Genomic DNA, 22,731 nt, shown 5'->3' with positions numbered 1-22,731 from the left:
GCTAACTAAGGAATGATGTCAACGGACTACTAGCCTCTGCTTTATTTTTCACAGGTGCTAACTTTGCTTCATATGCCATTCTACCAGCTTCTACTGACATTTTAAATGCTTTAGCCATAGAAATTGGATTCTGAGAAACTGCAATAGCTGTATTTACCAACACTGCATCTGCACCTAACTCCATAGCATGAGCAGCGTGAGATGGTGCGCCTATACCAGCATCAACAATAACTGGTACATTTGACTGCTCTACAATAATCTCTAAAAACTCTAAAGTTTTTAATCCTTTATTACTTCCAATTGGTGCTCCTAAAGGCATCACACATTGAGTTCCTACCTCTTCTAATCGCTTACATAATACAGGATCTGCATGAATATAAGGCATAACTACAAAGCCTAACTTTACAAGTTCTTCAGCTGCTTTTAAAGTTTCAATAGGATCTGGTAACAAATATCTTGGATCTGGATGAATCTCTAGCTTTACCCAATTCGTTTCTAAAGCTTCTCTTGATAATTCTGCTGCAAAAACAGCTTCTTTAGCTGTTCTTACTCCAGAAGTATTAGGTAATAAATTTATTCTTGAATGATTTAGGTGTGTTAAAATATCATCCTCTTCGTTTTGTACATCTACACGTTTCAATGCAACGGTTACCAACTCACTCTCAGAAGCTAATAATGCTTCCTTCATTAATTGAGATGAACTGAACTTTCCCGTTCCTGTAAATAATCGAGAGGTAAATGTTTTATCTGCTATGGTTAGTGTGTTGTTCATTTTATTGTTTATTGTTGTCCTAATTTGAATACTTGTTCATTCGTACTAGGTGTTTTTAATATTTTATGAAATTCAAGTATTGAATTAAAGTTTCTAGTAATCTCTCCTGAAACCGCTATTCCGTAAACGCCTGTTTGTAAAATATCTGTTGTGTCTTCTAACTTTATGCCTCCTATGGCTATTATTGGAATTTCAGTTTGTAATTCTTCTATAATTACTTTATATCCTGAAATTCCTAATACAGGACTCAAATTCTTTTTGGTTTCTGTAAATCGATAGGGACCTAAACCTATATAATCTACTTTTTTATGTATCAACTGCTGACAATCATCTAAAGTATTAGCTGTTCCTCCAATCGTTTGCCATGAGTATAAATAATCTCGAGCAACAGTAGGACATGTATCTTGCTTACCAAGATGTACACCATCTGCCTTTACTTCTTTTGCTATTTTATAATGATCATTAATAATTAAACGTGTTTGGTAATGCTCGGTAATTTCTCTAGCTTTTTGAGCTGTTTGTAAAACAATTTCTTTATCCAAACCTTTCAGTCGAAGCTGTACCCATTCAGATCCAGATGCACATGCGTTTTGAATATTTTCTAAATGCTCTTCTGGACTCTCACCTTGTGTTATATATTGTAATTTACTTATCATTTCTTCTTATGAAGGAGTTAAGAATTGTAGAATTTATAGTAGTTAAAGAGTTTTATCACCTACTTTTTGTTGCTATGCTTCTACAATATGCGTTTAACATTTTACTTATTTCTTTTATTAACTCTGTTTGTTTTGAATTATCATTTGTATATCCTAAATCTTTTGATAAAATCAAAAAATACCGACATTCCTCTAACGATGCTTGTGCTATATTATAAAATCGTAATTTTTCCTGATTACTTAATCTTTTATACCCTTCTGCAATGTTAGCTGTAATTGAAACAGCCGCTCTTCTGAACTGAGAGATTAAACCGTATATTTCTTCTTTGGGAAACGATTTACTCATTTTATAAACTTCTAACACAAACTCATGTCCTTTTTTCCAAACAATTAAATCTTCAAAACTTTTTGTCTTAATCATATCAATTTTTATTTATATTTAAATGTAATTCTTATATACTTAACTCCTACACTTCTGAAATCCTTAACTACTCAAAAAAGAAAATGCTCACCTAGCAAAGATTCATTAGAATTTAAAAAAGACTCTGTATATTTTTTTGTGTTGAAACAAGCGTCTTCTAAAGAAAAATCTAGTGCTAAATTAGATGCTAAAGCCGAAGACAAAACACAACCACTACCGTGTTTGTCAAAAACCTTATCTGCTACTGGAGGAATATTTAATTGTACAATCTTACTATGATACACCTCATCCCATCCTTTTTTATCTTCTCTATGTCCTCCTTTCAAATAGACATTTGTTTTCTGAGCAATAAATTCGATTGTCTCTTCTATGTTTTTCTCAGGAAATAAATTTTGAATCTCAATATAATTCGGAGTAATAAAATCGCATTGATTTAGCACTTCTTCAAAAACTTCTAGATTTTCTTCTGAATGAAATGAATACCCCGCAGTTGCCTTTAACACAGGATCAATTACTATTTTAATTTCAGAATTCAGTTTTTTTAATGTTGTTACTACTGATAATAGTACATTCCAAGATTCGATAATTCCTATTTTTACCACTGGAATATCAAATCTTTCAAAAAGTACCTTAATTTGATTTAGAATTATCTGTTTATCAATCCAAACACACTCTTTAAAATCGATATCGTTTTGAACTGTTACTGCGGTACAAACTGACACCCCATATAAACCATGAGCTTCAAACGTTTTGATATCTGAAGTCAATCCTGCTCCGCTTGAAGGATCTAAACCTGCTATTGTAAGTATATATTTTTTATTTTTCATGATGTTCTAATTAGTGATAACGACTTTTAATCTCTTTAAAACTTTCTACAGGATTATCGGTATTCCATACACCGCCTAAAACCCCAATTCCTTTAAATCCTAATTCTAAAACTTTTGGAATTGTTTCTGAAATCACTCCTCCCATTCCTACAATAGTTTTATCTATATGATTTACATCAAAACCTCTACCTTCATAGCCTTGCTTAGAAATAGACGAAAAAACAGGACTTAGTAAATGATAATCAAATTCTATATCACATGCTTCTAAATCTTCTGGTTCATGAAAAGAACTACTCATTGTTTTTCCCATCATATTTAAACCAATAAAGTATTCACTTCCATTTTCTAATGCATCTCTCCTTTTTTGTTCTTGAAAATGAATTCCTTTTAAATTGAATTCATTTATCAATTCATGAAAATAGTGTACTATAATCTTAGAATGATACTTTTTATCAATAGACTTTAAATAAGCTACATGTGCTTCATAATCTTTTGAAGGTTTTCTTAAATGATAATATTCTAATCCGTTTTCAAATAATTGATGAAGAATAGAAATTTCATTTTTAACATCTGTTTCTGGAGCTATTAAAACAATCATTTCTTTTTAAATCTGAAATAAAAATTTGAAATTACGAATTAGTTTACCTTTACTAGATCGAGTATCATAAATACTTTTTATAAAAGTCTTAATTATTTTTCTCGATCTAAGTAACTCTCAATTCGTAATTTCAAACTCATAATTAATTATAGGTAAACCTCAGAACCTTTATCTTTAAATTCTTTCGATTTTTCTTCCATTCCTTTGGCAAAAACTTCGTCTCCTTCTACATTATTTGTTGCAGCAAAATCACGTACTTCTTGTGAAATTTTCATTGAACAGAATTTTGGACCACACATTGAACAAAAATGTGCAATTTTAGCTCCTTCTGCTGGTAACGTTTCATCATGATACTCACGAGCTAACTCTGGATCTAAACCTAAGTTGAATTGATCTTCCCAACGGAACTCAAAACGTGCTTTACTTAATGCATCATCTCTATGTTGTGCTCCTGGATGTCCTTTTGCTAAATCTGCTGCATGTGCTGCTAATTTATATGTCACTACTCCAGTACGTACATCCTCTTTGTTAGGTAAACCTAGATGTTCTTTTGGCGTTACATAACATAACATTGCACAACCAAACCATCCAATCATAGCTGCTCCGATTCCTGAAGTAATGTGATCGTATCCTGGTGCAATATCAGTAGTTAAAGGTCCTAATGTATAAAAAGGTGCTTCATCACAAGCTTCTAATTGCTTATCCATATTAGCTTTAATCATATGCATTGGTACGTGACCAGGCCCTTCTATAAAACATTGTACTTCGTGCTTACGAGCTATTTGCGTTAATTCACCTAAAGTTTCTAATTCAGCAAACTGTGCTTCATCATTTGCATCAGCAATACAACCTGGACGTAATCCATCTCCTAAAGAAAAAGCTACGTCATATGCTTTCATAATTTCACAAATTTCTTCAAAATGCGTATATAAGAAACTCTCTTTGTGATGTGCTAAACACCATTTTGCCATGATAGACCCTCCACGAGATACAATTCCTGTAATACGCTTCGCTGTCATTGGTACATAACGTAAACGAACTCCGGCATGAATTGTAAAATAATCTACTCCTTGCTCAGCTTGCTCTATTAAAGTATCTCTAAAAATCTCCCAAGTTAAATCCTCTGCTACTCCTTTTACCTTTTCTAATGCTTGATAAATCGGTACTGTTCCAACTGGTACTGGAGAGTTACGGATAATCCATTCACGTGTTTCATGAATATTTTTACCTGTTGATAAATCCATGATGTTATCTGCTCCCCAACGACAAGCCCAAACTGCTTTTTCTACTTCTTCTTCTATAGATGATGTAGTAGCTGAATTACCTATATTCGCATTAATTTTCACCAAGAAATTACGTCCTAAAATCATTGGTTCTGCTTCTGGGTGATTGATATTTGATGGGATAACAGCTCTACCTCTAGCAACTTCTTCTCTTACAAATTCTGGAGTAATTTTAGCAGGAATACTAGCTCCAAAATCTTGTCCAGGATGTTGTTTTGATAAACGTGTCATTTCATCAATACGTTGATTCTCACGAATCGCAATGTATTCCATCTCTGGAGTAATAATTCCTTTTTTAGCGTAATGTAACTGAGTTACGTTTTGCCCTTTCTTTGCTCTTTTTGGTTTATTTTTTAAGTTAAATCTTAAATGATCTAAACTCTCATCATTCAATCTTTCATTACAATATTCAGATGTAAATTCATCTAGTTCTTCTACATCTCCTCTATCTAAAATCCATTGCTCTCTAATTCGCTCTAATCCATTGTGAATATTAATCTCTTTACTCGGATCTGTATATGGACCTGAAGTATCATAAACCGTTACAGGCTCATTTGGAGTTCTCTTTTTTGTCATTGAGTCAACAGTGTCACTCAACTCGATTTCTCGCATAGCTACTTTGATTTGCGGATGTATTTTTCCTGAAACATAAACTTTCTTTGAATTAGGAAAAGGTTGTCTTGTTATTCCGCTTTCGCTTGGTGCTGTATCTTTTTTCTTCATGGTATTTGGATTTTATAGCTTTCAGCTACTAAAGATTATTTTTAATTGTTAGTTTTATTTAAGGTATGAAACAGTTCTAAATGAATATTGACTATCCTCCTTGGGTAGATTTTATAATCAACACATTATCATTCTCTAATAACGTTTGATGATTCCAATCTGTTTTTTTAATAATGTTGTTATTCACAGCAATGGCAATACCTTTATTTTTCACTTCTAATTGATCTAATAATTGCTGTAATGTTGAATTTATAGACACCTGTTTAGGTGTATCGTTTACTTTTATACTAATCATTTATACCTATAATTAAAGTAAACTCTAGAAGAATACGACATTGTATAATAACAAATATTACTATACACGCATTTGAAGTAACTTTTTCCTACGTTGGTGTTAACCAAATCAGGTTCTAAGGATATTTCTCAAACTAGTTAAACTAGCTACTCCTAAAGTTTTACATTACAAATATAAGTCTTTAATTACATTTTTTAGTTTAGATTGTTTCTTGATTAAAGTTTTTGATGTTAATATTTAAAAATTACTCTTCTCTTTCTACTACTGTTCTATTCCTTTTTGTAAGTCACTTATACCCAAAAAAAGATCGTTCATAGTATTTAACAATACACCAAATACTTCTTGTTATAATTTTAAAGTGTAATAATTAACCATCTATAATAATTCCTTTTAATCAATCCATAATGAAAACTAAACTACTACATAAATTTAAATAGTTTCCCTTATCTCTTTTACTACAACAATTATACTACTGTATTCAACTATAACACTCTAGTATGACTAAAACATCTCCAATTTTAAATTAAAAAATGATGAAAAAATTAGATAACCTAATTGTTAATAATAACAATTCAACTGTAAATACCTCGACTTTATTCTCTGAAAAAATTCAAAAAATAATAACGAAAAAAAAACAAACCCAATTTTTGATGTTTCTAAACTAGCTCAATTATTACAAATAAGTAAATCTCAACTCAATCGAAAAACTATAGCTGAAACTGGTTTAACTCCAAGTAAATTAATATTAAACTCAAGAATGAAACTGGCTAAAAAATTATTAAGTACAAGTTCTTTATCTATAGAAGAAATAGCCTTTAAAAGTGGATTTAACACTTTAAGCGGATTTAGCAGAAAATTCAAACAAGAATTTGGCTACCCTCCTACTATTTACAGAAAAAGTATTACTATGTCAGAAAACCTTTCTATAGAATGGGAACTACCTTTAACTGAAGTTCATTTAACCCATTTAAATAATCTTAAAAAAAAAATATCTGGTTAGGTAAATTATTTTTCTTAGTAATAGAAAACCTCGATAATGAATTATTTTCTATCGAAACATTAGCTAAAGAATTGTTCATGTCACCATCAAACCTAAATCGTAAAATACAACATTTACTTGGTTTATCTACATCTAAATTAGTTAGAAACTTACGTTTACAACATGCTGCAGAACTTTTAAATTTTTATAATTTATCTGTTACAGAAACAACAATACTTACTGGTTTTTTTGATCCTGCTCATCTTTCACGACATTTTAAATCCACATTTGGTTACTCGCCTAATCTATACAGAGGAATTACTCCCTTTTTTTTATTCATCAAAAAAATCAAACATAATGAATGAGTAAAATTGACAATTAAACACCCGTTAAATACAAAAACAATAAATATTGATCTCTTAGTTTTGAGTTTCTAACCAAGAGCTAAGAATAAGTTCTAAAGCTATATATCAATTAATATTAAAATGAAAACATTCAATGAAATTTCTGAAGAAAATTTAATAGGTGGTGGAATAACCATTTCAACAAACACCTCTAAGTCAATTATATTAAAAGCTCTAAATAGAAATATAACTATTTTCATATTCAATATTCCTGAAATAGATTTCAATAATAATATTAAACTTATTGATAAAAAAACAATTGTCCAATTACAAAAATTACTCCATCTTATTCATAGACAAAATAGATATGCTTTAATTTCCTTTAATAGAATTTGCAATAATTCTAATTCAGATAAACAAATACATAAACTTGTTGTTAACACTATTAAGTTTTGTAAAAACTATAATTTTGACGGTATAGATATAAACATTCTTCCTTCTAACACTTCCAATTCTTTAACAAGAAAAACTTATCGTCTTATAAGATCTTTAGATGATTCTCTTATAATTTCGTCTAATTTACCTTTAGATGAATTATAATATCTTTTTCTAAATCTATGCTTATTTCTTTTAATCATTCTTACTTATTATTATAAAAAAGTCAACTAATTGTTGGCTTTTTTATTTAGTGAAAAATAAGCCCCCCTATACCAATGCTTCAAATTGTTAAATACTTGCTTTTTCAGTACAAAACAACTCTCTAAATCATCTCTAAATTTGAAATATCAGAATTCAATACATGTATAATTTGAATTTTCTATATCATTTTATAAAGCTGCAGATTTAAAGAATGATAAAAGGAATTTTAAAAGAAAAAAATCCAACATAAGTATATGGTATACAATATATCAACACGATGCAGAAACATCTATCAATAAATACTTCATCGTTGTGTTTTTTAAACTTAAAATAACAACCAATATTATTTCACTTGATAAAAAAGTGAAGGAGAAATCTGAAAATCCTTAAGAGTAAGAATAAATTTAAAAACAAAAAATTATGCCAAATATAACAGTAAATATTGTTGGTGGTACGCAACAAGAAAACACTAGTGCAGTAACTATAGGAAATGTAAGATGGGGATTAAATGGTACTGCTAATTTCGGACAACCACAAAATGTTCCTAATGGAAATCAAAAACTTACAGTGTATAAAACAACTGAGCCTAGGGAAATAATAGGATACGTTGAAGTCAGAGGGGTTGATACAACTCTAAATATAACAGTTAACAATGATTCTATTATTGTGGAAGAAGCTTAAACTTATTATAATAATATAGTATAAAATATACTATACCCGTTGTGCATTTGAAACAAAATTCTGTCAATTTGAGCGATTTTATAGAATGAAATAAAAAAAATTGAGCTGAATCAAATTCAGCAGAGCTATCGAGAATAAGAATTTTAATTTAGATATAATTCTCGATATCCTTTCAGTTTCTCAAAAGCACTCAAACTGACAATTTAGGATTGTTTAATTTTCTAAATATACAACGAGTTTAAACATCAACACCGAATAAAAACTCTATTCATAATAAACTAAAAAAATGAAACACAAACAACAGAAAGGAGGTTATTATGTACACAAGTGATGTAAAAATAACCTACGTTAATAACTCCATGAATGAAGATATGCCTAATATTTTTGTCTTTACTCGAAATGAACTTCCTTCATTTGATGCCATCAGAAATGGGGTTGCTTGGAAAGTAATTAAAAATATTGGTAGAGGCTCTAAGTCTAATTTTATTTATCCTTATCAAACCAGTATTAGAGCTACTTGGGAAAACGGCACTAATGAAACTAATGAATTAATATGTAAAATAGGTAAACGATATACCGTAGAACAAAATGCTACAGGAATTATTTTAAAACAAGACGGTAACGCCACAGCTGCAAATGATATTGAGTTAATGAATAATATTCAAGTTAAAAAAGGTGTTAGTGCAGAATTACTTAAAGGAGATAATGTTATCGTTAAAAAAAACATTGTAGCCTATGAACAAAAAGCTTCTTTTCAAATAGCTCCAAAAATTTATTGGGGTATCGCTTCTGAAATTGAAATTTCTCAATCAATATCATCAGCTGTATTAGATAGTAATGTCTTTTTTGAACAAGATTTAACAAATGTAAGCGCAGCTACTGTTTCTTTAAATGGTAATGCTGAAATAGGTTATAATTTTAAAATAGAACACCAAGAATGATGGATACTTTAAACCAAAAAACCAAGATATGTTACATTAATAAGTCTGCCAATAAAGATCTACCAGAGGTATTCATTTTTGCTAAAAACTCTATTCCTAATTTTGATTTATTTAAAGATGGTATTGCTTGGAAAGTATTAAAAAATATAGGAAGAGGGTCTCGATCTACTTTTTATTATGACACTTCCCAATATGCAGTTCAAGCTTCTTGGGAAAACACAGTAAATAGTACTGCTCAAGTTCCTGCTAAATTAGGCTGTAATTATCAAGTTGCACTAGATACCACCGGAATTGTTCTAAAGTCAAATGGAGAAGCATCTGATACAAACACCATAGAAATCACTAATAACATAGAAGTTACTAACGGTATTTCTGCCCAATTCTGTAACAATGGTAAAGTATTATTACAAAAAGATGAAATAGGATATGATCAGGTTGCAATTTTTAAACCCTCTCAAACAATTTACTTTGGACTTGCTTCTGAAATCATAGAAGGAAATGGTTTAGATTCAGGCATAATTAATAGTACTAACTTCTTTGAACTAAACCTTACAGGACTTACAAATGTTGTTATATCTCTTAATGGTAAACCTAAAACTGGGTATTACTTTCAATTAGAACAAGGTTATTAACTCTGAAAAAATGAGTGTTTTCGAATATGAAATATCTAAAATTTCAAATATCAATAGCATTCTACCTCAAAACGGTAACTGGTATTATAGCTATTTAAAAAATGGAAATATACGAATCCATGGAACCTCAACTTCTTTCTCTTCAAAGAAGTTTGCTCAAAAAATAACTTCCTATGGAGGTTATCTTACTACTAAAAATGAATTTATTAATCAAAAACAATTAAAAATGGCTGATAATGATACTAAAAAATCTGCTAAATCAACCGATAGTGGAAACTCCTCTACTTCTTTAGAAACATTGGAAAATGAAATCAACCAAATAGAAGAAATTATAAGTGAGACTACTATTGCTAAAGCTTACACTAAAATAGTGTTGACATCAACTAATTCCATCGGAAATACAAAAACATTTCAACAACAATTAGACAATAATTTAGGTGGAAAAATTAATACAGAGGCTAAAGCTCAAATTAAACAACTAATTGATCAAATTAAAAAAGAGCTAACATCAGGTAAAATTGTAAGCGCAGTTTATACTTCTCCAACTTGTCAAGTAATTTTAGCGCCTATTGCTAAAGGAGCAACTTCAACTACTAAAGAACAAGATGCTACAATAACAATTTCAAAAGATAATTTTACACCTGCAACATTAAACGTTACCACAGAAATTGAAGTAGATGGAGTAAAAGTAAATTCATCTAAGGAATATCCTATTTCTGATAATCTATTTTCTACACAAGACATTATTAATGCTCTTGCAGAATTTAGCGCAGGTAGAACTTTCCTTAATGGTTTAACTACTGCACAACAAACATTTACTACTTAAAACATTAATAATCTTAAAAAAATTAAAATGGCAACCAACATTAAAATTAATTACACAAACAATTCAATGAACAAAGATCTTCCAACGGTTTTTGTATTTACTAAAAATGAAACCCCAACCTTTGATGTATTAAAAGAAGGTGTAGCATGGCGAACCATTCCTGATATCGGAAGAGGCTCTTCTAGTAGTTTTGTTTTCCCTATCATAACTGAAGTAGGTGCTACTTGGAAAGATGGGATGAATAAAACTCAAATTCTTTCTTCTGATATAGGTAAAAGATACACTATAAGCAAAAATGATACAGGTATTGTATTAGAAGCTAATGGAAATGCTTCTGATACTAAATCTATAGATGTTAATAATAATGCCAATATTCAAGGAGGTGTTAGTGCTTCTTTATATAAGGATAATAAATTAATGCTTACTAAAAAAATTGTAGGATATGGTCAAAAAGCAACTTTTGTCTTAAAACCAAAACTGTATTGGGGTATTGCTTCTGAAATAGAGGAAAGTCAATTAATAAACTCTGCAGTATTAAATACCGATCACTTTTTTGAATTGGATTTAGAAGGTGTTACCGAGGTTAATGTTTCTTTAAATGGAAATGCAGAAGAGGGCTTTACTTTTAGAGTAGATAGTCAAAAATAACAAACAATATTAATTAACAACCTAAACAAATATAATTATGTCTACAGAAATTAAAATCAACTATACAAATAAATCAATGAACAAAGATCTTCCAACGGTTTTTGTATTTACTAAAAATGAAACCCCAACTTTCGATGTACTAAAAGAAGGAGTAGCATGGCGAACTATTCCTGATATAGGAAGAGGCTCTTCTAGTAGTTTTGTTTTTCCTATTGTAACTGAAGTAGGTGCCACTTGGAAAGATGGAATGAATAAAACTCAAATTTTACCATCAGATATTGGTAAGCGTTATACAGTTAATGAAAATAGTACAGGTATTGTTTTAGAAGCCAATGGTAATGCTTCGGATACGAAATCCATTGAAGTAAACAACAACATTAATGTTCAAGATGGAATAAGTGCTTCATTATATAAAGATAATAAACTAATGCTTACTAAAAATATTGTTGGCTATGGTCAAAAGGCAACTTTTGTCCTAAAACCAAAACTATATTGGGGTATTGCTTCTGAAATAGAAGAAAGTCAATTAATTAATTCTGCAGTTTTAAATACCGATCACTTTTTTGAATTGGATTTAGAAGGTGTTACCGAAGTAAATGTTTCTTTAAACGGAAATGCGGAAGACGGTTTTACTTTCAAAGTAGATAGTCAGAAATAACAAAAACATTAATTAACAACCTAAACAAATTTTATTATGGCAACAGATATAAAAATTAACTACACAAACAAGTCTATGAATAATGACTTACCAACAGTATTTGTATTTACTAAAAATGAAACTCCAACTTTTGATGTATTAAAAGAAGGTGTAGCGTGGCGTACTATTCCTGATATAGGAAGAGGTTCGTCTAGTAGTTTTGTTTTCCCAATCGTAACTGAAGTAGGTGCTACTTGGAAAGATGGTATGAATAAAACTCAAATTCTTTCCTCTGATATTGGTAAAAGATATACTGTTAGTAAAGATAATACTGGAATTGTTCTAGCAGCCAATGGTAATGCTTCTGACACTAAATCTATTGAAGTAAATAATAATGCTAATATTGTTGGAGGAATAAGTGCTTCTTTATATAAAGACAATAAATTAATGCTTACTAAAAATATTGTAGGATATGATCAAAAAGCAACTTTTGTTTTAAAACCTAAATTATACTGGGGAATTGCTTCTGAAATAGAAGAAAGTCAATTAATTAATTCTGCTGTATTAAATACCGATCATTTTTTTGAATTGGATTTAGAAGGTGTTACAGAGGTAGATGTTTCTTTAAACGGAAATGCAGAAGATGGATATACTTTTAAAGTAGATAGTCAAAAATAACCATATTTAAGAAGAAGTTTAAAGCGCAGTTTTTAAACTTCTTTTCATTTATATTTTCTATTCAAACTCTCTAATTTTAATATTAAAAAAAAATGAAAAACAACTCTCAAGAATTACCTGGAACTGTTACTAAGGCGCTTCCTAATTTAAAAGGATTTGATACAGATACCATAGTTACTTTAGATAAAGCTAAAAGTTTTAAAAAAAATGGCTATTCTTTTTGCATTCGTTACTTATCAAGAGGTAATAAACAGCATCAAGGAGATTTAAGTTTTAATGAAGCTGTGGATATTCTTGATGCTGGACTTGCTTTAAGTGCTGTACAACATGCTGCTAAAAAAGGGTGGAAACCTACTATTGACTTAGGACATGAATATGGAACAAATGCAGCTTTAAACGCTAACGCTATAGGTCTTCCAAAAGGAATGAATATATGGTGTGATTTAGAAGGTGTTTCTACTTCTGAAACTCCACAAAATGTTATTGAGTATTGTAATGCTTGGTATGACGCTGTTCATAAAGCAGGGTATGTTCCTGGAATTTATGTAGGGTACAATTGTAAATTAAGTGGACAAGAACTGTACTATGATTTAAGATTTGAACATTATTGGAAATCTATGAGTTCAGTTCCTCCAATTCAAAATCGTGGATATCAACTTATACAATCTTTAAACACAGTGGTGAATGACATCAACATTGACTTAGATACAACTAAAGATGACAATTATGGTAATACTGTATTGTGGCTTAAAATATAAAACACAATTTATGAGCTTAAAAGGATAAGATTGAATTTATTCTACTATAACTTATATCAGTTAGAAAATATTATTACTACCAAAAACTACTTCTTAACTTATTTTCAACCTCTTACACCAATTTTTAACGCTCTCATTACTTTTTAAAGAAAAAACACTTCTTTTTATATGAACTTTATAACTGTAAACGGGATAAAAACCATTATAAACTACTTTATTCTATAGAGTTAAATATAGAAGGAGCAAACCGAAAAGCCTTACGAGTAGGTAAATTTAAAATCTATATTATTATGTCAAACCAAACTTTAGAAAGCAAAGAAACAATTGTAGGTGGATGGTCAGCTTATGGACCAGTAACAGCAGAAGATCGTAAAATTTTTGATGAAGCCTTAAATGGTTTTGTTGGAGTTCATTATGATCCACAATCTGTATCTACACAAGTAGTAGCTGGTGTAAACTATCGTTTTAAATGTACAGCTTCTACTCCTCCTGCAGAGGTTATCTGGGAAGCTATTGTTGAGATTTATGCTCCATTAGGAGATAAAAAACCTCATATTGTATCTATTACTAGATTATAGTAAAAAAATAAGGTCTAAGAAACATACTATTTCTTAGACCTTATTTCTTATAATTAAATACTATTATTCTCTTATTAATGGTAATGTAGAACAACGTAATAAACCTTCTTGTTTTGCTATTTCTGCATAAGGAACTTCTTCAACAGTAAAACCTTTCTCTCTTAACCAAGTATTTAACCTTGTAAAGTTTTTCTCAGAAATTATAACTTCTTCAGAAATAGAAAATATATTACTATTCATATTATACATCTCTTCTTTAGAAATCTCAAAAACGTTCTCTTTACCAAAGAAATCAACTAACCATTGGTATTCTTTTTCTACGAGAAAACCATTTTTATGTAGAATAGCCTTATCTTTTCCTATTGGTTGAAAACAACAATCTAAATGTAAAGCATTCTCTTTTGGATCATCATTTGACTTTCTTAACTCAAATGACTTAACTATTTTTTCTGGAAAATGTTCTTGTAAAGCTATAACAGCATCTGTATTTGTTCTGGCAGTTATATAATCAGCATAATCTGCTCCAGAATATGTACCTATAAAAATATAATCATTCCAAGGCATTACATCACCTCCTTCAACATGACATTCTTCAGGCAATTCAATTACATTATCAGGATGTATTTTTTCTATAATATGTTGAATAGCCTGATACTCTTGTGCTCTATCTGGTAAAATATTTGCTTTTACTAACTTGTCTTCAATTACAAAAGCAATATCTCTTGAAAAAATTTGGTTGTAATCTTCAATTACTTCAGGTCTAAAAACTGTTACATCATATTTTTTTAAAACATTGGCAACAGCTTCCATTTCTAATGTCATGTCTTCCTCCGTTGGGTAAGTCCCAGCTATAACATGTTGTCTACTCTTCGGGTCATAACAGTCTTCTACCTTCGGAATTGGACCATTACTTTTAGCTGTTCCTAACACTACAGCTTTTAACTTTGAAGTTTCGTTTTGTATATTAAGTTCTAGCATATATCAAAAAAAAATGTCATCCCGAACAATTATCAGAATGACATTCTTTATTTATTATTAAAATTATCTTTTGTTTAAATCTGTGAATGGACGGTGGTTTTCTCCCACATATACCTGACGAGGACGACCAATTGGTTCTTTGTTCACTCTCATCTCTTTCCATTGTGCAATCCAACCTGGTAAACGACCTAAAGCAAACATTACCGTAAACATCTCTACAGGAATCCCCATAGCTCTGTAAATAATCCCTGAATAGAAATCTACATTAGGATATAACTTACGCTTCACGAAATACTCATCGCTTAATGCTTCTTTCTCTAAACCTTTAGCTACATCTAAAATTGGATCTTCAACACCTAAATCTGCTAATACTTCATCAGCTGCTACTTTGATAATCTTAGCACGAGGATCAAAGTTCTTATAAACTCTGTGTCCGAATCCCATTAAACGGAATGGATCTTCCTTATCCTTCGCTTTAGCCATGTATTTTTTAGTATCTCCTCCGTCATCTTTAATCGCTTCTAACATTTCTAATACTGCTTGGTTAGCTCCACCGTGAAGTGGTCCCCATAAAGCAGAAATTCCTGCTGATAAAGAAGCAAATAAACCTGCATGAGAAGAACCAACGATTCTTACTGTAGATGTAGAACAGTTTTGCTCATGATCAGCATGTAAAATCAATAATTTATCTAAAGCATTTACTAAAATAGGATTTTGCTTATATTCTTCGTTTGGATTTTCAAACATCATTTTTAATACGTTCTCTACGTATCCTAATGACTTAGATCCATAATTTAATGGTAAACCTTTTTTCTTACGCATTGTCCAAGCTACTAACACAGGAAACTTTCCTAATATTTTAACGATAGCGTTGTACATTTCTTCTTCAGAATCAACATTAACAGAAGATGGGTTAAATGCTGTTAAAGCTGATGTTAATGAAGACAATACTCCCATTGGATGTGCATTCTTAGGAAAAGCATCTAAAATCTTTTTGATTTCCTCGTCAACAACAGACTCTTCTTTGATATCAGCATGAAACTTCTCTAACTGTTCTTTCGTAGGAAGATCTCCAAAGATTAATGCATAAGCAACTTCTAAAAAGTCCGCTTTCTCAGCTAAATCTTCAATAGCATAACCACGGTAACGTAAAATTCCTTCTTCTCCATTTAAAAATGTAATAGCACTTTTACAAGAACCTGTATTTTTAAAACCAGGGTCTACAGTAATAACACCTCCCGTAGCTCCTCTCAACGTCTTAAGTTCAATTGCTACCTCATTTTCAGTTCCCTTTACTAAAGGAAATTCATACGTATTTTCACCTATTTGTAATTTTGCTATATCTGACATTTTTTATTAAAATTTTTTTATGATTTAAGCGACGCACGAAGATACCATTTTTTGAGGTATTTTAAAAATGTTGTGCCATTGATTTTAAAAATGAAAAAATAGATTTATCTTATTTATCAATCTTTAAAAAAGAAAAGCCTTGTAGTAAAATTACTACAAGGCTAATAATGAAATATTTAAACTAAATTAATTCACTTTAAAAGCTTTACCCTGTGGGTAATAAGCTACATCGCTTAATTCTTCTTCTATACGTAATAATTGATTGTATTTTGCCATACGATCAGATCTAGAAGCAGAACCTGTTTTAATTTGTCCTGTATTTAAAGCTACAGCTAAATCAGCAATAGTGTTATCTTCAGTTTCTCCTGAACGGTGACTCATAACAGATGTATAACCTGCATTATGCGCCATATTTACAGCTGCAATAGTTTCTGTTAAAGTACCTATTTGGTTCACTTTAATTAAAATTGAATTTGCTGTTGAATTCTCAATACCTCTTGATAAACGCTCTACATTAGTTACAAACAAATCATCTCCTACTAATTGTACTTTATCTCCGATTTTTTCTGTAAGATATTTCCAACCTTCCCAATCATTCTCATCCATTCCATCTTCGATAGAAATAATTGGATATTTTTCTGATAATTCAGCTAAATAATCTGCTTGTTCTTTACTTGTTCTTACACTTCCTTTGTCTCCTTCGAATTTTGTGTAATCATATTTACCATCTACATAAAATTCTGCAGCAGCACAGTCTAAAGCAATCATAATTTCATCACCTAAACTATATCCAGCATTTTTTACTGCTAATGCAATAGTATCTAAAGCATCTTCAGTACCGTCTAAAGTTGGTGCAAAACCTCCTTCATCTCCTACTGCTGTAGATAAGTTTCTATCATGTAAAACTTTCTTTAGATTATGGAAAATCTCAGATCCCATTTTCATTGCTTCAGAAAAGTTTTGAGCTTTTACTGGCATAACCATAAACTCTTGGAATGCTATTGGAGCATCTGAATGAGAACCTCCATTGATGATATTCATCATTGGAACTGGTAAAGTATTTGCACTTACTCCTCCTACATAACGATACAATGGCATACCTAATTCATTGGCAGCTGCTTTTGCCGTTGCTAATGATACTCCTAAGATTGCATTTGCTCCTAATTTAGATTTGTTAGGCGTTCCATCTAAATCAATCATCATTTTATCAATTAAGTTTTGTTCGAAAACAGAAACTCCTAATAATTCTTGCGCTATAACTGAATTTACATTATCAACAGCTTTAGAAACACCTTTACCCATGTATGCACTTCCTCCGTCACGTAATTCAACTGCTTCATGCTCTCCTGTTGACGCACCAGATGGAACCGCAGCTCTACCTACTACTCCATTTTCAGTAGTTACATCTACTTCAACAGTTGGATTACCTCTTGAATCAAAAATTTGACGTGCATGAATGTTGATAATAATACTCATCTTTTTAATGTTTTTATTTAGTTAATTTGTAAAGCTAATGTACAAATGCTAATATATTTTTAATTAATTTTTGTTATTTATTTACGAAATCGTTTTATCTAATTTAAGATTATCATACTTAAAATTGCACAACATTATAATCCTATCAGATTTCAACACCAATTATTTCGCTTTTTTAATATTTTCTATAAATTGATCAAATAAATATTCTGAATCATGTGGTCCAGGACTTGCCTCTGGGTGATATTGAACTGAAAATACATTCTTAGACTTCATTTTTATTCCTGCAACAGTATGATCATTTAAATGAACATGAGTTATTTCAACATCAGGATGCTGTTCTGTTTCTTCTCTATTAATTGCAAAACCATGATTTTGAGATGTAATTTCACCTTTACCAGTAAGTAAGTTTTTTACTGGGTGATTGATACCTCTATGACCATTATGCATTTTGTAAGTAGAAATACCATTGGCTAAAGCAATTACTTGATGACCTAAACAAATACCAAATAAAGGTAGATCTTTAGCTATAATTTCTTTAGCTAAATTTTGGGCATCTTTTAATGGTTCTGGATCACCAGGTCCATTTGAAATAAAATATCCATCGGGATTCCATGCTGATAATTCTTCAAACTTAGAGTTATATGGGAATACTTTAATGTAAGCATCTCTTTTAGCTAAATTTCTTAAAATATTCTTTTTAATTCCAATGTCTAATGCTGCAATCTTGTAAGTTGCATTTTCTTCTCCAACATAGTAAGGCTCTTTAGTAGATACTTTTGATGCTAACTCTAACCCTTTCATATCTGCTACTTCACTTAACTGTGCTTTAAGTGCTTCAACATTTTCTGTGTCAGTAGATATAATAGCATTCATTGCTCCATTATCTCTAATGTATGAAACTAATGCTCTTGTATCAACATCTGATATAGCGACTAAATTATGTTTTTCAAACCAATCTTTTAAATTACTATCAGAATCTACTCTAGAATGTGTAAAACTAAAATTTCTACAAATAAGACCTGAAATTTTAATTCCTTCAGATTCTACTTCTTCTGCATTTACACCATAGTTACCAATATGTGCATTTGTAGTTACCATTAACTGACCAAAATAAGAAGGATCAGTAAATACCTCTTGATAACCTGTCATTCCAGTATTGAAACATATTTCACCTGTAACAGTACCTTCAATACCAATTGATTTTCCGTAAAAAATTGTTCCGTCTGCCAATAAAACAAGCGCTTTTTTTCTTGTAGTGTATTTCATTAGTTGTGTGTATAGATTTTATGAAATTTTCAGATGTAATTTTCTCTTAAACTAAACTTAATTTTTAAGAGTATATTTTGTTTATAATTTTTTTCAAAAATAGTTTAAAAAAAAAGGATAAACTTTAAATCGTTTATCCTTTTTATATTTTTTAAATAATCATGTTATTCTTCTTCTTGTGAAGCTTCAACATCAGTAACTGGTGCAGCATCTGCAACCTTCTTACCACCACTTCTTCTACTACGACGAGTAGTTTTCTTGGCTTTCTTACCGTTAGGGTTGTATAATTCGTTGTAATCAACTAATTCTACCATTGCCATAGGAGCGTTATCTCCTTGTCTGTTTCCTAACTTGATTATTCTTACGTAACCACCTGGTCTATCACCAACCTTCACAGAAATTTCTTTGAATAACTCAGTTACAGCATACTTATTACGTAAGTAACTAAATACTACACGATGATTGTGTGTATTCTTTTCAGCTGTAGTGTTATTTTCTGCTTTAGCTTTAGTGATTAATGGCTCAACAAATTTACGTAATGCTTTAGCTTTAGCTTCAGTAGTGTTAATTCGTTTGTGCTCTATTAAAGAACATGCCATATTAGCTAACATAGCTTTTCTATGCGCTGTTTTTCTACCTAAATGGTTTACTTTTTTACCGTGTCTCATGACCTTAGTTTTTAACTATCATCTTGCTCTACCCTTTTTGGGGAGCAAAATATGAATAGTTGTTAATCTCTATCTAATTTATACTTTGCTAAATCCATTCCGAAATTTAGCCCTTTGTTGTTTACCAACTCTTCTAATTCAGTTAACGACTTTTTACCGAAGTTTCTGAATTTCATTAAATCACTCTTATTGAATGATACTAAATCTCCTAATGTATCAACTTCAGCAGCCTTTAAACAATTTAGTGCACGAACAGATAAGTCCATATCAACTAATTTTGTTTTTAATAATTGACGCATGTGAAGTGACTCTTCATCATAAGATTCAGTTTGAGCGATTTCATCAGCTTCTAAAGTAATTCTCTCATCTGAGAATAACATGAAGTGGTGAATTAAAATCTTAGCTGCTTCTGTTAAAGCATCTTTTGGATTAATTGAACCATCTGTGTCAATATCAAAGATTAACTTTTCGTAGTCAGTCTTTTGCTCAACACGGAAATTTTCTATAGAATACTTTACATTCTTAATTGGAGTGTAAATAGAATCTGTAAAAATAGTTCCTAATGGTGCTCCTGATTTTTTATTTTCATCAGCAGGTACAAATCCTCTACCTTTCTCAATAGTAATCTCTGCATTAATCTTTACAGATTTATCCATGTTACAGATTACTAAATCTGGGTTTAATACTTGAAATCCTGAAATGAATTTTTGTAAATCACCAGCTGTTAATTGCTCCTGACCAGAAATTGCAATAGTTACAGTTTCTCTGTCAGACTCTTCAATTTGCTTTTTGAAACGAACTTGCTTTAAATTCAAGATCATTTCAGTAACATCCTCAACTACTCCTGTAATTGCAGAAAATTCGTGGTCTACACCATCTATTCTTAAAGATGTGATAGCAAATCCTTCTAAAGATGATAATAACACTCTTCTTAAAGCGTTACCAACTGTTAGACCAAAACCTGGCTCCAACGGTCTGAACTCAAATCTACCTGAAAAATCAGTAGATTCGATCATAATTACTTTATCGGGCTTTTGAAAATTTAAAATCGCCATTGTTTTCTTCGTTTTAATTGTTATTTGGTTGCGCGGTCTATAAGTTTGAAGAAATACAAATAGACCCTTTGGCCAAATACCAATATGATTAATTTATTATTTAGAATATAATTCTACTATTAACTGCTCTTTAATGTTTTCTGGGATTTGTAATCTTTCTGGAGCTTTTACAAAAGTACCTGACTTTTGATCTGCATTCCAAGTTAACCACTCATAAACAGCACTGTTTGCAGCTAAAGCATTATCTATTGCTTCTAGAGATTTAGACTTTTCTCTTACAGCTATAACATCACCTTCTCTTAGACTATAAGAAGGAATGTTTACGATTTCACCGTTTACAGTAATGTGACGGTGAGAAACTAATTGACGTGCTCCTCTACGAGAATTAGCTATTCCTAAACGGAATACTGTATTATCTAAACGAGATTCACATAATTGTAATAACACCTCACCTGTAATTCCACCAGATGCTTGTGCTTTTTTAAATAAATTACGGAATTGACGCTCTAATATACCATATGTGTACTTCGCTTTTTGCTTTTCCATTAACTGTACAGCATATTCAGATTTCTTACCTCTTCTTTTACCAGTTCCGTGTTGCCCTGGAGGGTAATTTCTTTTTTCGAAGTTTTTATCATCTCCGAAAATTGCCTCGCCAAATTTACGAGCAATCTTAGTTTTTGGTCCTGTATATCTTGCCATTTCTATAAATTTAAGTAGGTATTGTGAATTAAGGCTTACTCCTTCGACAATTGTGTATCCTACTTGATTAAAAATTAATTAATTATACTCTTCTTCTTTTTGGTGGACGACATCCATTGTGAGGGATTGGAGTTACATCAATGATTTCTGTAACTTCAATTCCAGTATTATGGATAGATCTGATTGCAGATTCTCTTCCGTTTCCTGGACCTTTAACATACACCTTTACTTTACGTAAACCTGCTTCTTTAGCTACGTTTGCACAATCTTCTGCTGCTAATTGAGCTGCATATGGAGTATTCTTTTTAGAACCTCTAAAGCCCATCTTACCTGCTGATGACCATGAAATTACGTCTCCTCTTTTGTTTGTTAAAGAGATAATTATATTGTTGAACGATGCTGTAATATGAGCCTCACCTGTAGACTCTATAATTACTTTACGTTTTTTTGTTACTTTCGATTTTGCCATGATTCTTTACTATTAGTAAAAACAATCAAATTAATGATTATTTTTTCTTGTTAGCTACAGTTTTTCTCTTACCTTTTCTCGTACGAGAGTTATTCTTAGTTCTTTGTCCTCTTAAAGGTAAACCTAATCTGTGACGAATACCTCTTTGACAACCGATGTCCATTAAACGCTTAATGCTTAATTGAACCTCTGAACGTAACTCACCTTCTATAGTGTACTTTCCAACTTGCTCACGAATTGCTGCAATTTGATCATCGTTCCAATCTTGAACTTTAATATTTCCGTCTACTTTAGCTTCTGCTAAAATATCTTTAGCTCTGCTTTTTCCTACACCAAAGATATAAGTTAAAGAGATTAATCCTCTTTTATTCTTTGGAATATCAATACCTGCGATTCTTGCCATATTGTTCTAGTTTTTAGCTGTTAGCTTTTAGTTGTTAGAATCCTAAACATTTCTATTTCAAACAGATTCATCTAACTACTAATCACTAATGACTCAATTCTTATCCTTGTCTTTGTTTAAACCTAGGATTCTTTTTATTAATTACGTATAATCTGCCTTTTCTGCGTACAATTTTACAGTCGGCACTTCTCTTCTTTAATGATGCTCTTACTTTCATCAGTGTATGTTTTTAATATCTGTAGGTAATTCTTGCCTTAGTTAAATCATAAGGACTCATTTCTAACTTTACCTTATCTCCTGGTAAAAGTTTGATGTAATGCATACGCATCTTTCCTGAAATGTGTGCCGTAACAATATGTCCGTTCTCTAATTCTACTCGAAACATTGCATTTGATAATGCTTCTGTTATTGTTCCGTCTTGTTGAATTGCTGGTTGTTTAGCCAT

At 30.8% G+C, this 22,731-nt stretch carries 30 protein-coding genes and 1 riboswitch; of the genes, 12 read left to right on the top strand and 18 right to left on the bottom strand.

All coding sequences use genetic code 11. From position 1 onward, the window contains the following. Nucleotide 1: 1 nt before the first annotated feature. From EYW44_RS06795 to thiS, 7 genes are all read right to left on the bottom strand, one after another. A complete protein-coding gene (locus EYW44_RS06795; RefSeq protein ID WP_132722918.1) occupies nt 2-772 on the bottom strand; it encodes a thiazole synthase in 771 nt (256 codons plus the stop codon). 8 nt (nt 773-780) lie between these two features. Then, nucleotides 781-1,428: a thiamine phosphate synthase gene (thiE, locus tag EYW44_RS06790; RefSeq protein ID WP_132722917.1), complete on the bottom strand. Its 648-nt coding sequence runs from the start codon at nt 1,426-1,428 to the stop codon at nt 781-783. Between the two features lie 55 nt (nt 1,429-1,483). Then, nucleotides 1,484-1,849 (bottom strand): four helix bundle protein, encoded by a 366-nt coding sequence (locus tag EYW44_RS06785; RefSeq protein ID WP_132722916.1) that lies wholly within the window; start codon nt 1,847-1,849, stop codon nt 1,484-1,486. A gap of 71 nt (nt 1,850-1,920) precedes the next feature. Further along, on the bottom strand, nt 1,921-2,676 hold the full coding sequence (locus EYW44_RS06780; protein ID WP_132722915.1) for a hydroxymethylpyrimidine/phosphomethylpyrimidine kinase: 756 nt from the start codon (nt 2,674-2,676) through the stop codon (nt 1,921-1,923). A gap of 10 nt (nt 2,677-2,686) precedes the next feature. After that, nucleotides 2,687-3,274, bottom strand: coding sequence for a thiamine phosphate synthase (locus EYW44_RS06775; protein WP_132722914.1), 588 nt, complete (start codon nt 3,272-3,274; stop codon nt 2,687-2,689). Nucleotides 3,275-3,420: 146 nt separating this feature from the next. Then, nucleotides 3,421-5,280 carry a phosphomethylpyrimidine synthase ThiC gene (thiC, locus tag EYW44_RS06770; RefSeq protein ID WP_132722913.1) on the bottom strand — a complete coding sequence of 620 codons (1,860 nt, stop codon included), beginning with the start codon at nt 5,278-5,280 and terminating at the stop codon, nt 3,421-3,423. 91 nt (nt 5,281-5,371) lie between these two features. Then, nucleotides 5,372-5,575 carry a sulfur carrier protein ThiS gene (gene thiS, locus EYW44_RS06765; protein ID WP_132722912.1) on the bottom strand — a complete coding sequence of 68 codons (204 nt, stop codon included), beginning with the start codon at nt 5,573-5,575 and terminating at the stop codon, nt 5,372-5,374. Nucleotides 5,576-5,643: 68 nt separating this feature from the next. Beyond that, nucleotides 5,644-5,739, bottom strand: a riboswitch (TPP riboswitch). 479 nt (nt 5,740-6,218) lie between these two features. On the opposite strand from thiS, the gene EYW44_RS06760 reads away from it, so the two are divergent. The 12 genes from EYW44_RS06760 (at nt 6,219) to EYW44_RS06705 (ending at nt 13,916) form a co-directional block, all read left to right on the top strand. Continuing rightward, on the top strand, nt 6,219-6,575 hold the full coding sequence (locus tag EYW44_RS06760) for a helix-turn-helix domain-containing protein (RefSeq protein WP_132722911.1): 357 nt from the start codon (nt 6,219-6,221) through the stop codon (nt 6,573-6,575). 77 nt (nt 6,576-6,652) lie between these two features. Beyond that, nucleotides 6,653-6,919, top strand: coding sequence for a helix-turn-helix transcriptional regulator (locus EYW44_RS22865; protein WP_132722910.1), 267 nt, complete (start codon nt 6,653-6,655; stop codon nt 6,917-6,919). Nucleotides 6,920-7,039: 120 nt separating this feature from the next. Beyond that, complete coding sequence (locus EYW44_RS06750) at nt 7,040-7,498, top strand: hypothetical protein (RefSeq protein ID WP_132722909.1); 459 nt, start codon at nt 7,040-7,042, stop codon at nt 7,496-7,498. Nucleotides 7,499-7,957: 459 nt separating this feature from the next. Continuing rightward, on the top strand, nt 7,958-8,218 hold the full coding sequence (locus EYW44_RS06745) for a hypothetical protein (RefSeq protein ID WP_207893758.1): 261 nt from the start codon (nt 7,958-7,960) through the stop codon (nt 8,216-8,218). A 317-nt stretch (nt 8,219-8,535) separates the two neighbouring features. Then, on the top strand, nt 8,536-9,159 hold the full coding sequence (locus EYW44_RS06740) for a hypothetical protein (protein WP_132722907.1): 624 nt from the start codon (nt 8,536-8,538) through the stop codon (nt 9,157-9,159). Next, nucleotides 9,159-9,791: a hypothetical protein gene (locus EYW44_RS06735; protein ID WP_243643614.1), complete on the top strand. Its 633-nt coding sequence runs from the start codon at nt 9,159-9,161 to the stop codon at nt 9,789-9,791. Before EYW44_RS06740 ends, EYW44_RS06735 begins: the two co-directional genes overlap by 1 nt. Before the next feature lie 10 nt (nt 9,792-9,801). Next, on the top strand, nt 9,802-10,617 hold the full coding sequence (locus tag EYW44_RS06730; RefSeq protein ID WP_132722905.1) for a hypothetical protein: 816 nt from the start codon (nt 9,802-9,804) through the stop codon (nt 10,615-10,617). Between the two features lie 27 nt (nt 10,618-10,644). Then, complete coding sequence (locus EYW44_RS06725; RefSeq protein WP_132722904.1) at nt 10,645-11,265, top strand: hypothetical protein; 621 nt, start codon at nt 10,645-10,647, stop codon at nt 11,263-11,265. Between the two features lie 37 nt (nt 11,266-11,302). Next, complete coding sequence (locus tag EYW44_RS06720; RefSeq protein WP_132722903.1) at nt 11,303-11,923, top strand: hypothetical protein; 621 nt, start codon at nt 11,303-11,305, stop codon at nt 11,921-11,923. Between the two features lie 36 nt (nt 11,924-11,959). Beyond that, a complete protein-coding gene (locus EYW44_RS06715) occupies nt 11,960-12,580 on the top strand; it encodes a hypothetical protein (protein WP_132722902.1) in 621 nt (206 codons plus the stop codon). A 92-nt stretch (nt 12,581-12,672) separates the two neighbouring features. Next, nucleotides 12,673-13,338 carry a DUF1906 domain-containing protein gene (locus EYW44_RS06710; protein WP_132722901.1) on the top strand — a complete coding sequence of 222 codons (666 nt, stop codon included), beginning with the start codon at nt 12,673-12,675 and terminating at the stop codon, nt 13,336-13,338. A gap of 290 nt (nt 13,339-13,628) precedes the next feature. After that, nucleotides 13,629-13,916, top strand: coding sequence for a hypothetical protein (locus EYW44_RS06705; protein WP_132722900.1), 288 nt, complete (start codon nt 13,629-13,631; stop codon nt 13,914-13,916). A 63-nt stretch (nt 13,917-13,979) separates the two neighbouring features. Here the strand turns inward: EYW44_RS06705 and EYW44_RS06700 are convergent, their stop codons facing one another. The 11 genes from EYW44_RS06700 to infA form a co-directional block, all read right to left on the bottom strand. After that, a complete protein-coding gene (locus tag EYW44_RS06700; RefSeq protein ID WP_132722899.1) occupies nt 13,980-14,894 on the bottom strand; it encodes a dimethylarginine dimethylaminohydrolase family protein in 915 nt (304 codons plus the stop codon). A 63-nt stretch (nt 14,895-14,957) separates the two neighbouring features. Then, nucleotides 14,958-16,244, bottom strand: a complete 1,287-nt coding sequence (locus tag EYW44_RS06695; RefSeq protein WP_132722898.1) for a citrate synthase — start codon at nt 16,242-16,244, stop codon at nt 14,958-14,960. A gap of 186 nt (nt 16,245-16,430) precedes the next feature. Further along, nucleotides 16,431-17,720, bottom strand: coding sequence for a phosphopyruvate hydratase (gene eno, locus EYW44_RS06690; RefSeq protein ID WP_132722897.1), 1,290 nt, complete (start codon nt 17,718-17,720; stop codon nt 16,431-16,433). Nucleotides 17,721-17,882: 162 nt separating this feature from the next. After that, nucleotides 17,883-18,989, bottom strand: a complete 1,107-nt coding sequence (carA, locus tag EYW44_RS06685) for a glutamine-hydrolyzing carbamoyl-phosphate synthase small subunit (protein ID WP_132722896.1) — start codon at nt 18,987-18,989, stop codon at nt 17,883-17,885. 164 nt (nt 18,990-19,153) lie between these two features. After that, the gene (gene rplQ / locus EYW44_RS06680; protein ID WP_132722895.1) at nt 19,154-19,657 is read right to left on the bottom strand and encodes a 50S ribosomal protein L17; all 504 of its coding nucleotides are present in this window, start codon (nt 19,655-19,657) and stop codon (nt 19,154-19,156) included. Between the two features lie 62 nt (nt 19,658-19,719). Next, nucleotides 19,720-20,712, bottom strand: coding sequence for a DNA-directed RNA polymerase subunit alpha (locus tag EYW44_RS06675; RefSeq protein ID WP_132722894.1), 993 nt, complete (start codon nt 20,710-20,712; stop codon nt 19,720-19,722). Nucleotides 20,713-20,808: 96 nt separating this feature from the next. Further along, nucleotides 20,809-21,414, bottom strand: coding sequence for a 30S ribosomal protein S4 (gene rpsD / locus EYW44_RS06670; RefSeq protein WP_132722893.1), 606 nt, complete (start codon nt 21,412-21,414; stop codon nt 20,809-20,811). 82 nt (nt 21,415-21,496) lie between these two features. Beyond that, complete coding sequence (gene rpsK / locus EYW44_RS06665) at nt 21,497-21,883, bottom strand: 30S ribosomal protein S11 (protein WP_132722892.1); 387 nt, start codon at nt 21,881-21,883, stop codon at nt 21,497-21,499. Between the two features lie 37 nt (nt 21,884-21,920). Then, nucleotides 21,921-22,286 carry a 30S ribosomal protein S13 gene (rpsM, locus tag EYW44_RS06660; protein ID WP_132722891.1) on the bottom strand — a complete coding sequence of 122 codons (366 nt, stop codon included), beginning with the start codon at nt 22,284-22,286 and terminating at the stop codon, nt 21,921-21,923. Nucleotides 22,287-22,386: 100 nt separating this feature from the next. Continuing rightward, nucleotides 22,387-22,503 carry a type B 50S ribosomal protein L36 gene (ykgO, locus tag EYW44_RS06655; protein ID WP_010181906.1) on the bottom strand — a complete coding sequence of 39 codons (117 nt, stop codon included), beginning with the start codon at nt 22,501-22,503 and terminating at the stop codon, nt 22,387-22,389. 12 nt (nt 22,504-22,515) lie between these two features. Next, nucleotides 22,516-22,731 (bottom strand): translation initiation factor IF-1, encoded by a 216-nt coding sequence (infA, locus tag EYW44_RS06650; RefSeq protein WP_068206835.1) that lies wholly within the window; start codon nt 22,729-22,731, stop codon nt 22,516-22,518.

Origin of the sequence: Tenacibaculum sp. M341, from assembly GCF_004337695.1 — a bacterium.
GTDB lineage: Bacteria > Bacteroidota > Bacteroidia > Flavobacteriales > Flavobacteriaceae > Polaribacter.
The sequence above is the reverse complement of the archived record's forward strand: the minus strand, read 5'-3'. Positions and strand labels throughout refer to the sequence as shown.

What these genes read in the sequence shown, in the direction of transcription:
- EYW44_RS06795 (WP_132722918.1), bottom strand. Translation starts at nt 772, where the DNA reads ATGAACAACACACTAACCATAGCAGATAAAACATTTACCTCTCGATTA.
- thiE (WP_132722917.1), bottom strand. Translation starts at nt 1,428, where the DNA reads ATGATAAGTAAATTACAATATATAACACAAGGTGAGAGTCCAGAAGAG.
- EYW44_RS06785 (WP_132722916.1), bottom strand. Translation starts at nt 1,849, where the DNA reads ATGATTAAGACAAAAAGTTTTGAAGATTTAATTGTTTGGAAAAAAGGA.
- EYW44_RS06780 (WP_132722915.1), bottom strand. Translation starts at nt 2,676, where the DNA reads ATGAAAAATAAAAAATATATACTTACAATAGCAGGTTTAGATCCTTCA.
- EYW44_RS06775 (WP_132722914.1), bottom strand. Translation starts at nt 3,274, where the DNA reads ATGATTGTTTTAATAGCTCCAGAAACAGATGTTAAAAATGAAATTTCT.
- thiC (WP_132722913.1), bottom strand. Translation starts at nt 5,280, where the DNA reads ATGAAGAAAAAAGATACAGCACCAAGCGAAAGCGGAATAACAAGACAA.
- thiS (WP_132722912.1), bottom strand. Translation starts at nt 5,575, where the DNA reads ATGATTAGTATAAAAGTAAACGATACACCTAAACAGGTGTCTATAAAT.
- EYW44_RS22865 (WP_132722910.1), top strand. Translation starts at nt 6,653, where the DNA reads ATGTCACCATCAAACCTAAATCGTAAAATACAACATTTACTTGGTTTA.
- EYW44_RS06750 (WP_132722909.1), top strand. Translation starts at nt 7,040, where the DNA reads ATGAAAACATTCAATGAAATTTCTGAAGAAAATTTAATAGGTGGTGGA.
- EYW44_RS06745 (WP_207893758.1), top strand. Translation starts at nt 7,958, where the DNA reads ATGCCAAATATAACAGTAAATATTGTTGGTGGTACGCAACAAGAAAAC.
- EYW44_RS06740 (WP_132722907.1), top strand. Translation starts at nt 8,536, where the DNA reads ATGTACACAAGTGATGTAAAAATAACCTACGTTAATAACTCCATGAAT.
- EYW44_RS06735 (WP_243643614.1), top strand. Translation starts at nt 9,159, where the DNA reads ATGGATACTTTAAACCAAAAAACCAAGATATGTTACATTAATAAGTCT.
- EYW44_RS06730 (WP_132722905.1), top strand. Translation starts at nt 9,802, where the DNA reads ATGAGTGTTTTCGAATATGAAATATCTAAAATTTCAAATATCAATAGC.
- EYW44_RS06725 (WP_132722904.1), top strand. Translation starts at nt 10,645, where the DNA reads ATGGCAACCAACATTAAAATTAATTACACAAACAATTCAATGAACAAA.
- EYW44_RS06720 (WP_132722903.1), top strand. Translation starts at nt 11,303, where the DNA reads ATGTCTACAGAAATTAAAATCAACTATACAAATAAATCAATGAACAAA.
- EYW44_RS06715 (WP_132722902.1), top strand. Translation starts at nt 11,960, where the DNA reads ATGGCAACAGATATAAAAATTAACTACACAAACAAGTCTATGAATAAT.
- EYW44_RS06710 (WP_132722901.1), top strand. Translation starts at nt 12,673, where the DNA reads ATGAAAAACAACTCTCAAGAATTACCTGGAACTGTTACTAAGGCGCTT.
- EYW44_RS06705 (WP_132722900.1), top strand. Translation starts at nt 13,629, where the DNA reads ATGTCAAACCAAACTTTAGAAAGCAAAGAAACAATTGTAGGTGGATGG.
- EYW44_RS06700 (WP_132722899.1), bottom strand. Translation starts at nt 14,894, where the DNA reads ATGCTAGAACTTAATATACAAAACGAAACTTCAAAGTTAAAAGCTGTA.
- EYW44_RS06695 (WP_132722898.1), bottom strand. Translation starts at nt 16,244, where the DNA reads ATGTCAGATATAGCAAAATTACAAATAGGTGAAAATACGTATGAATTT.
- eno (WP_132722897.1), bottom strand. Translation starts at nt 17,720, where the DNA reads ATGAGTATTATTATCAACATTCATGCACGTCAAATTTTTGATTCAAGA.
- carA (WP_132722896.1), bottom strand. Translation starts at nt 18,989, where the DNA reads ATGAAATACACTACAAGAAAAAAAGCGCTTGTTTTATTGGCAGACGGA.
- rplQ (WP_132722895.1), bottom strand. Translation starts at nt 19,657, where the DNA reads ATGAGACACGGTAAAAAAGTAAACCATTTAGGTAGAAAAACAGCGCAT.
- EYW44_RS06675 (WP_132722894.1), bottom strand. Translation starts at nt 20,712, where the DNA reads ATGGCGATTTTAAATTTTCAAAAGCCCGATAAAGTAATTATGATCGAA.
- rpsD (WP_132722893.1), bottom strand. Translation starts at nt 21,414, where the DNA reads ATGGCAAGATATACAGGACCAAAAACTAAGATTGCTCGTAAATTTGGC.
- rpsK (WP_132722892.1), bottom strand. Translation starts at nt 21,883, where the DNA reads ATGGCAAAATCGAAAGTAACAAAAAAACGTAAAGTAATTATAGAGTCT.
- rpsM (WP_132722891.1), bottom strand. Translation starts at nt 22,286, where the DNA reads ATGGCAAGAATCGCAGGTATTGATATTCCAAAGAATAAAAGAGGATTA.
- ykgO (WP_010181906.1), bottom strand. Translation starts at nt 22,503, where the DNA reads ATGAAAGTAAGAGCATCATTAAAGAAGAGAAGTGCCGACTGTAAAATT.
- infA (WP_068206835.1), bottom strand. Translation starts at nt 22,731, where the DNA reads ATGGCTAAACAACCAGCAATTCAACAAGACGGAACAATAACAGAAGCA.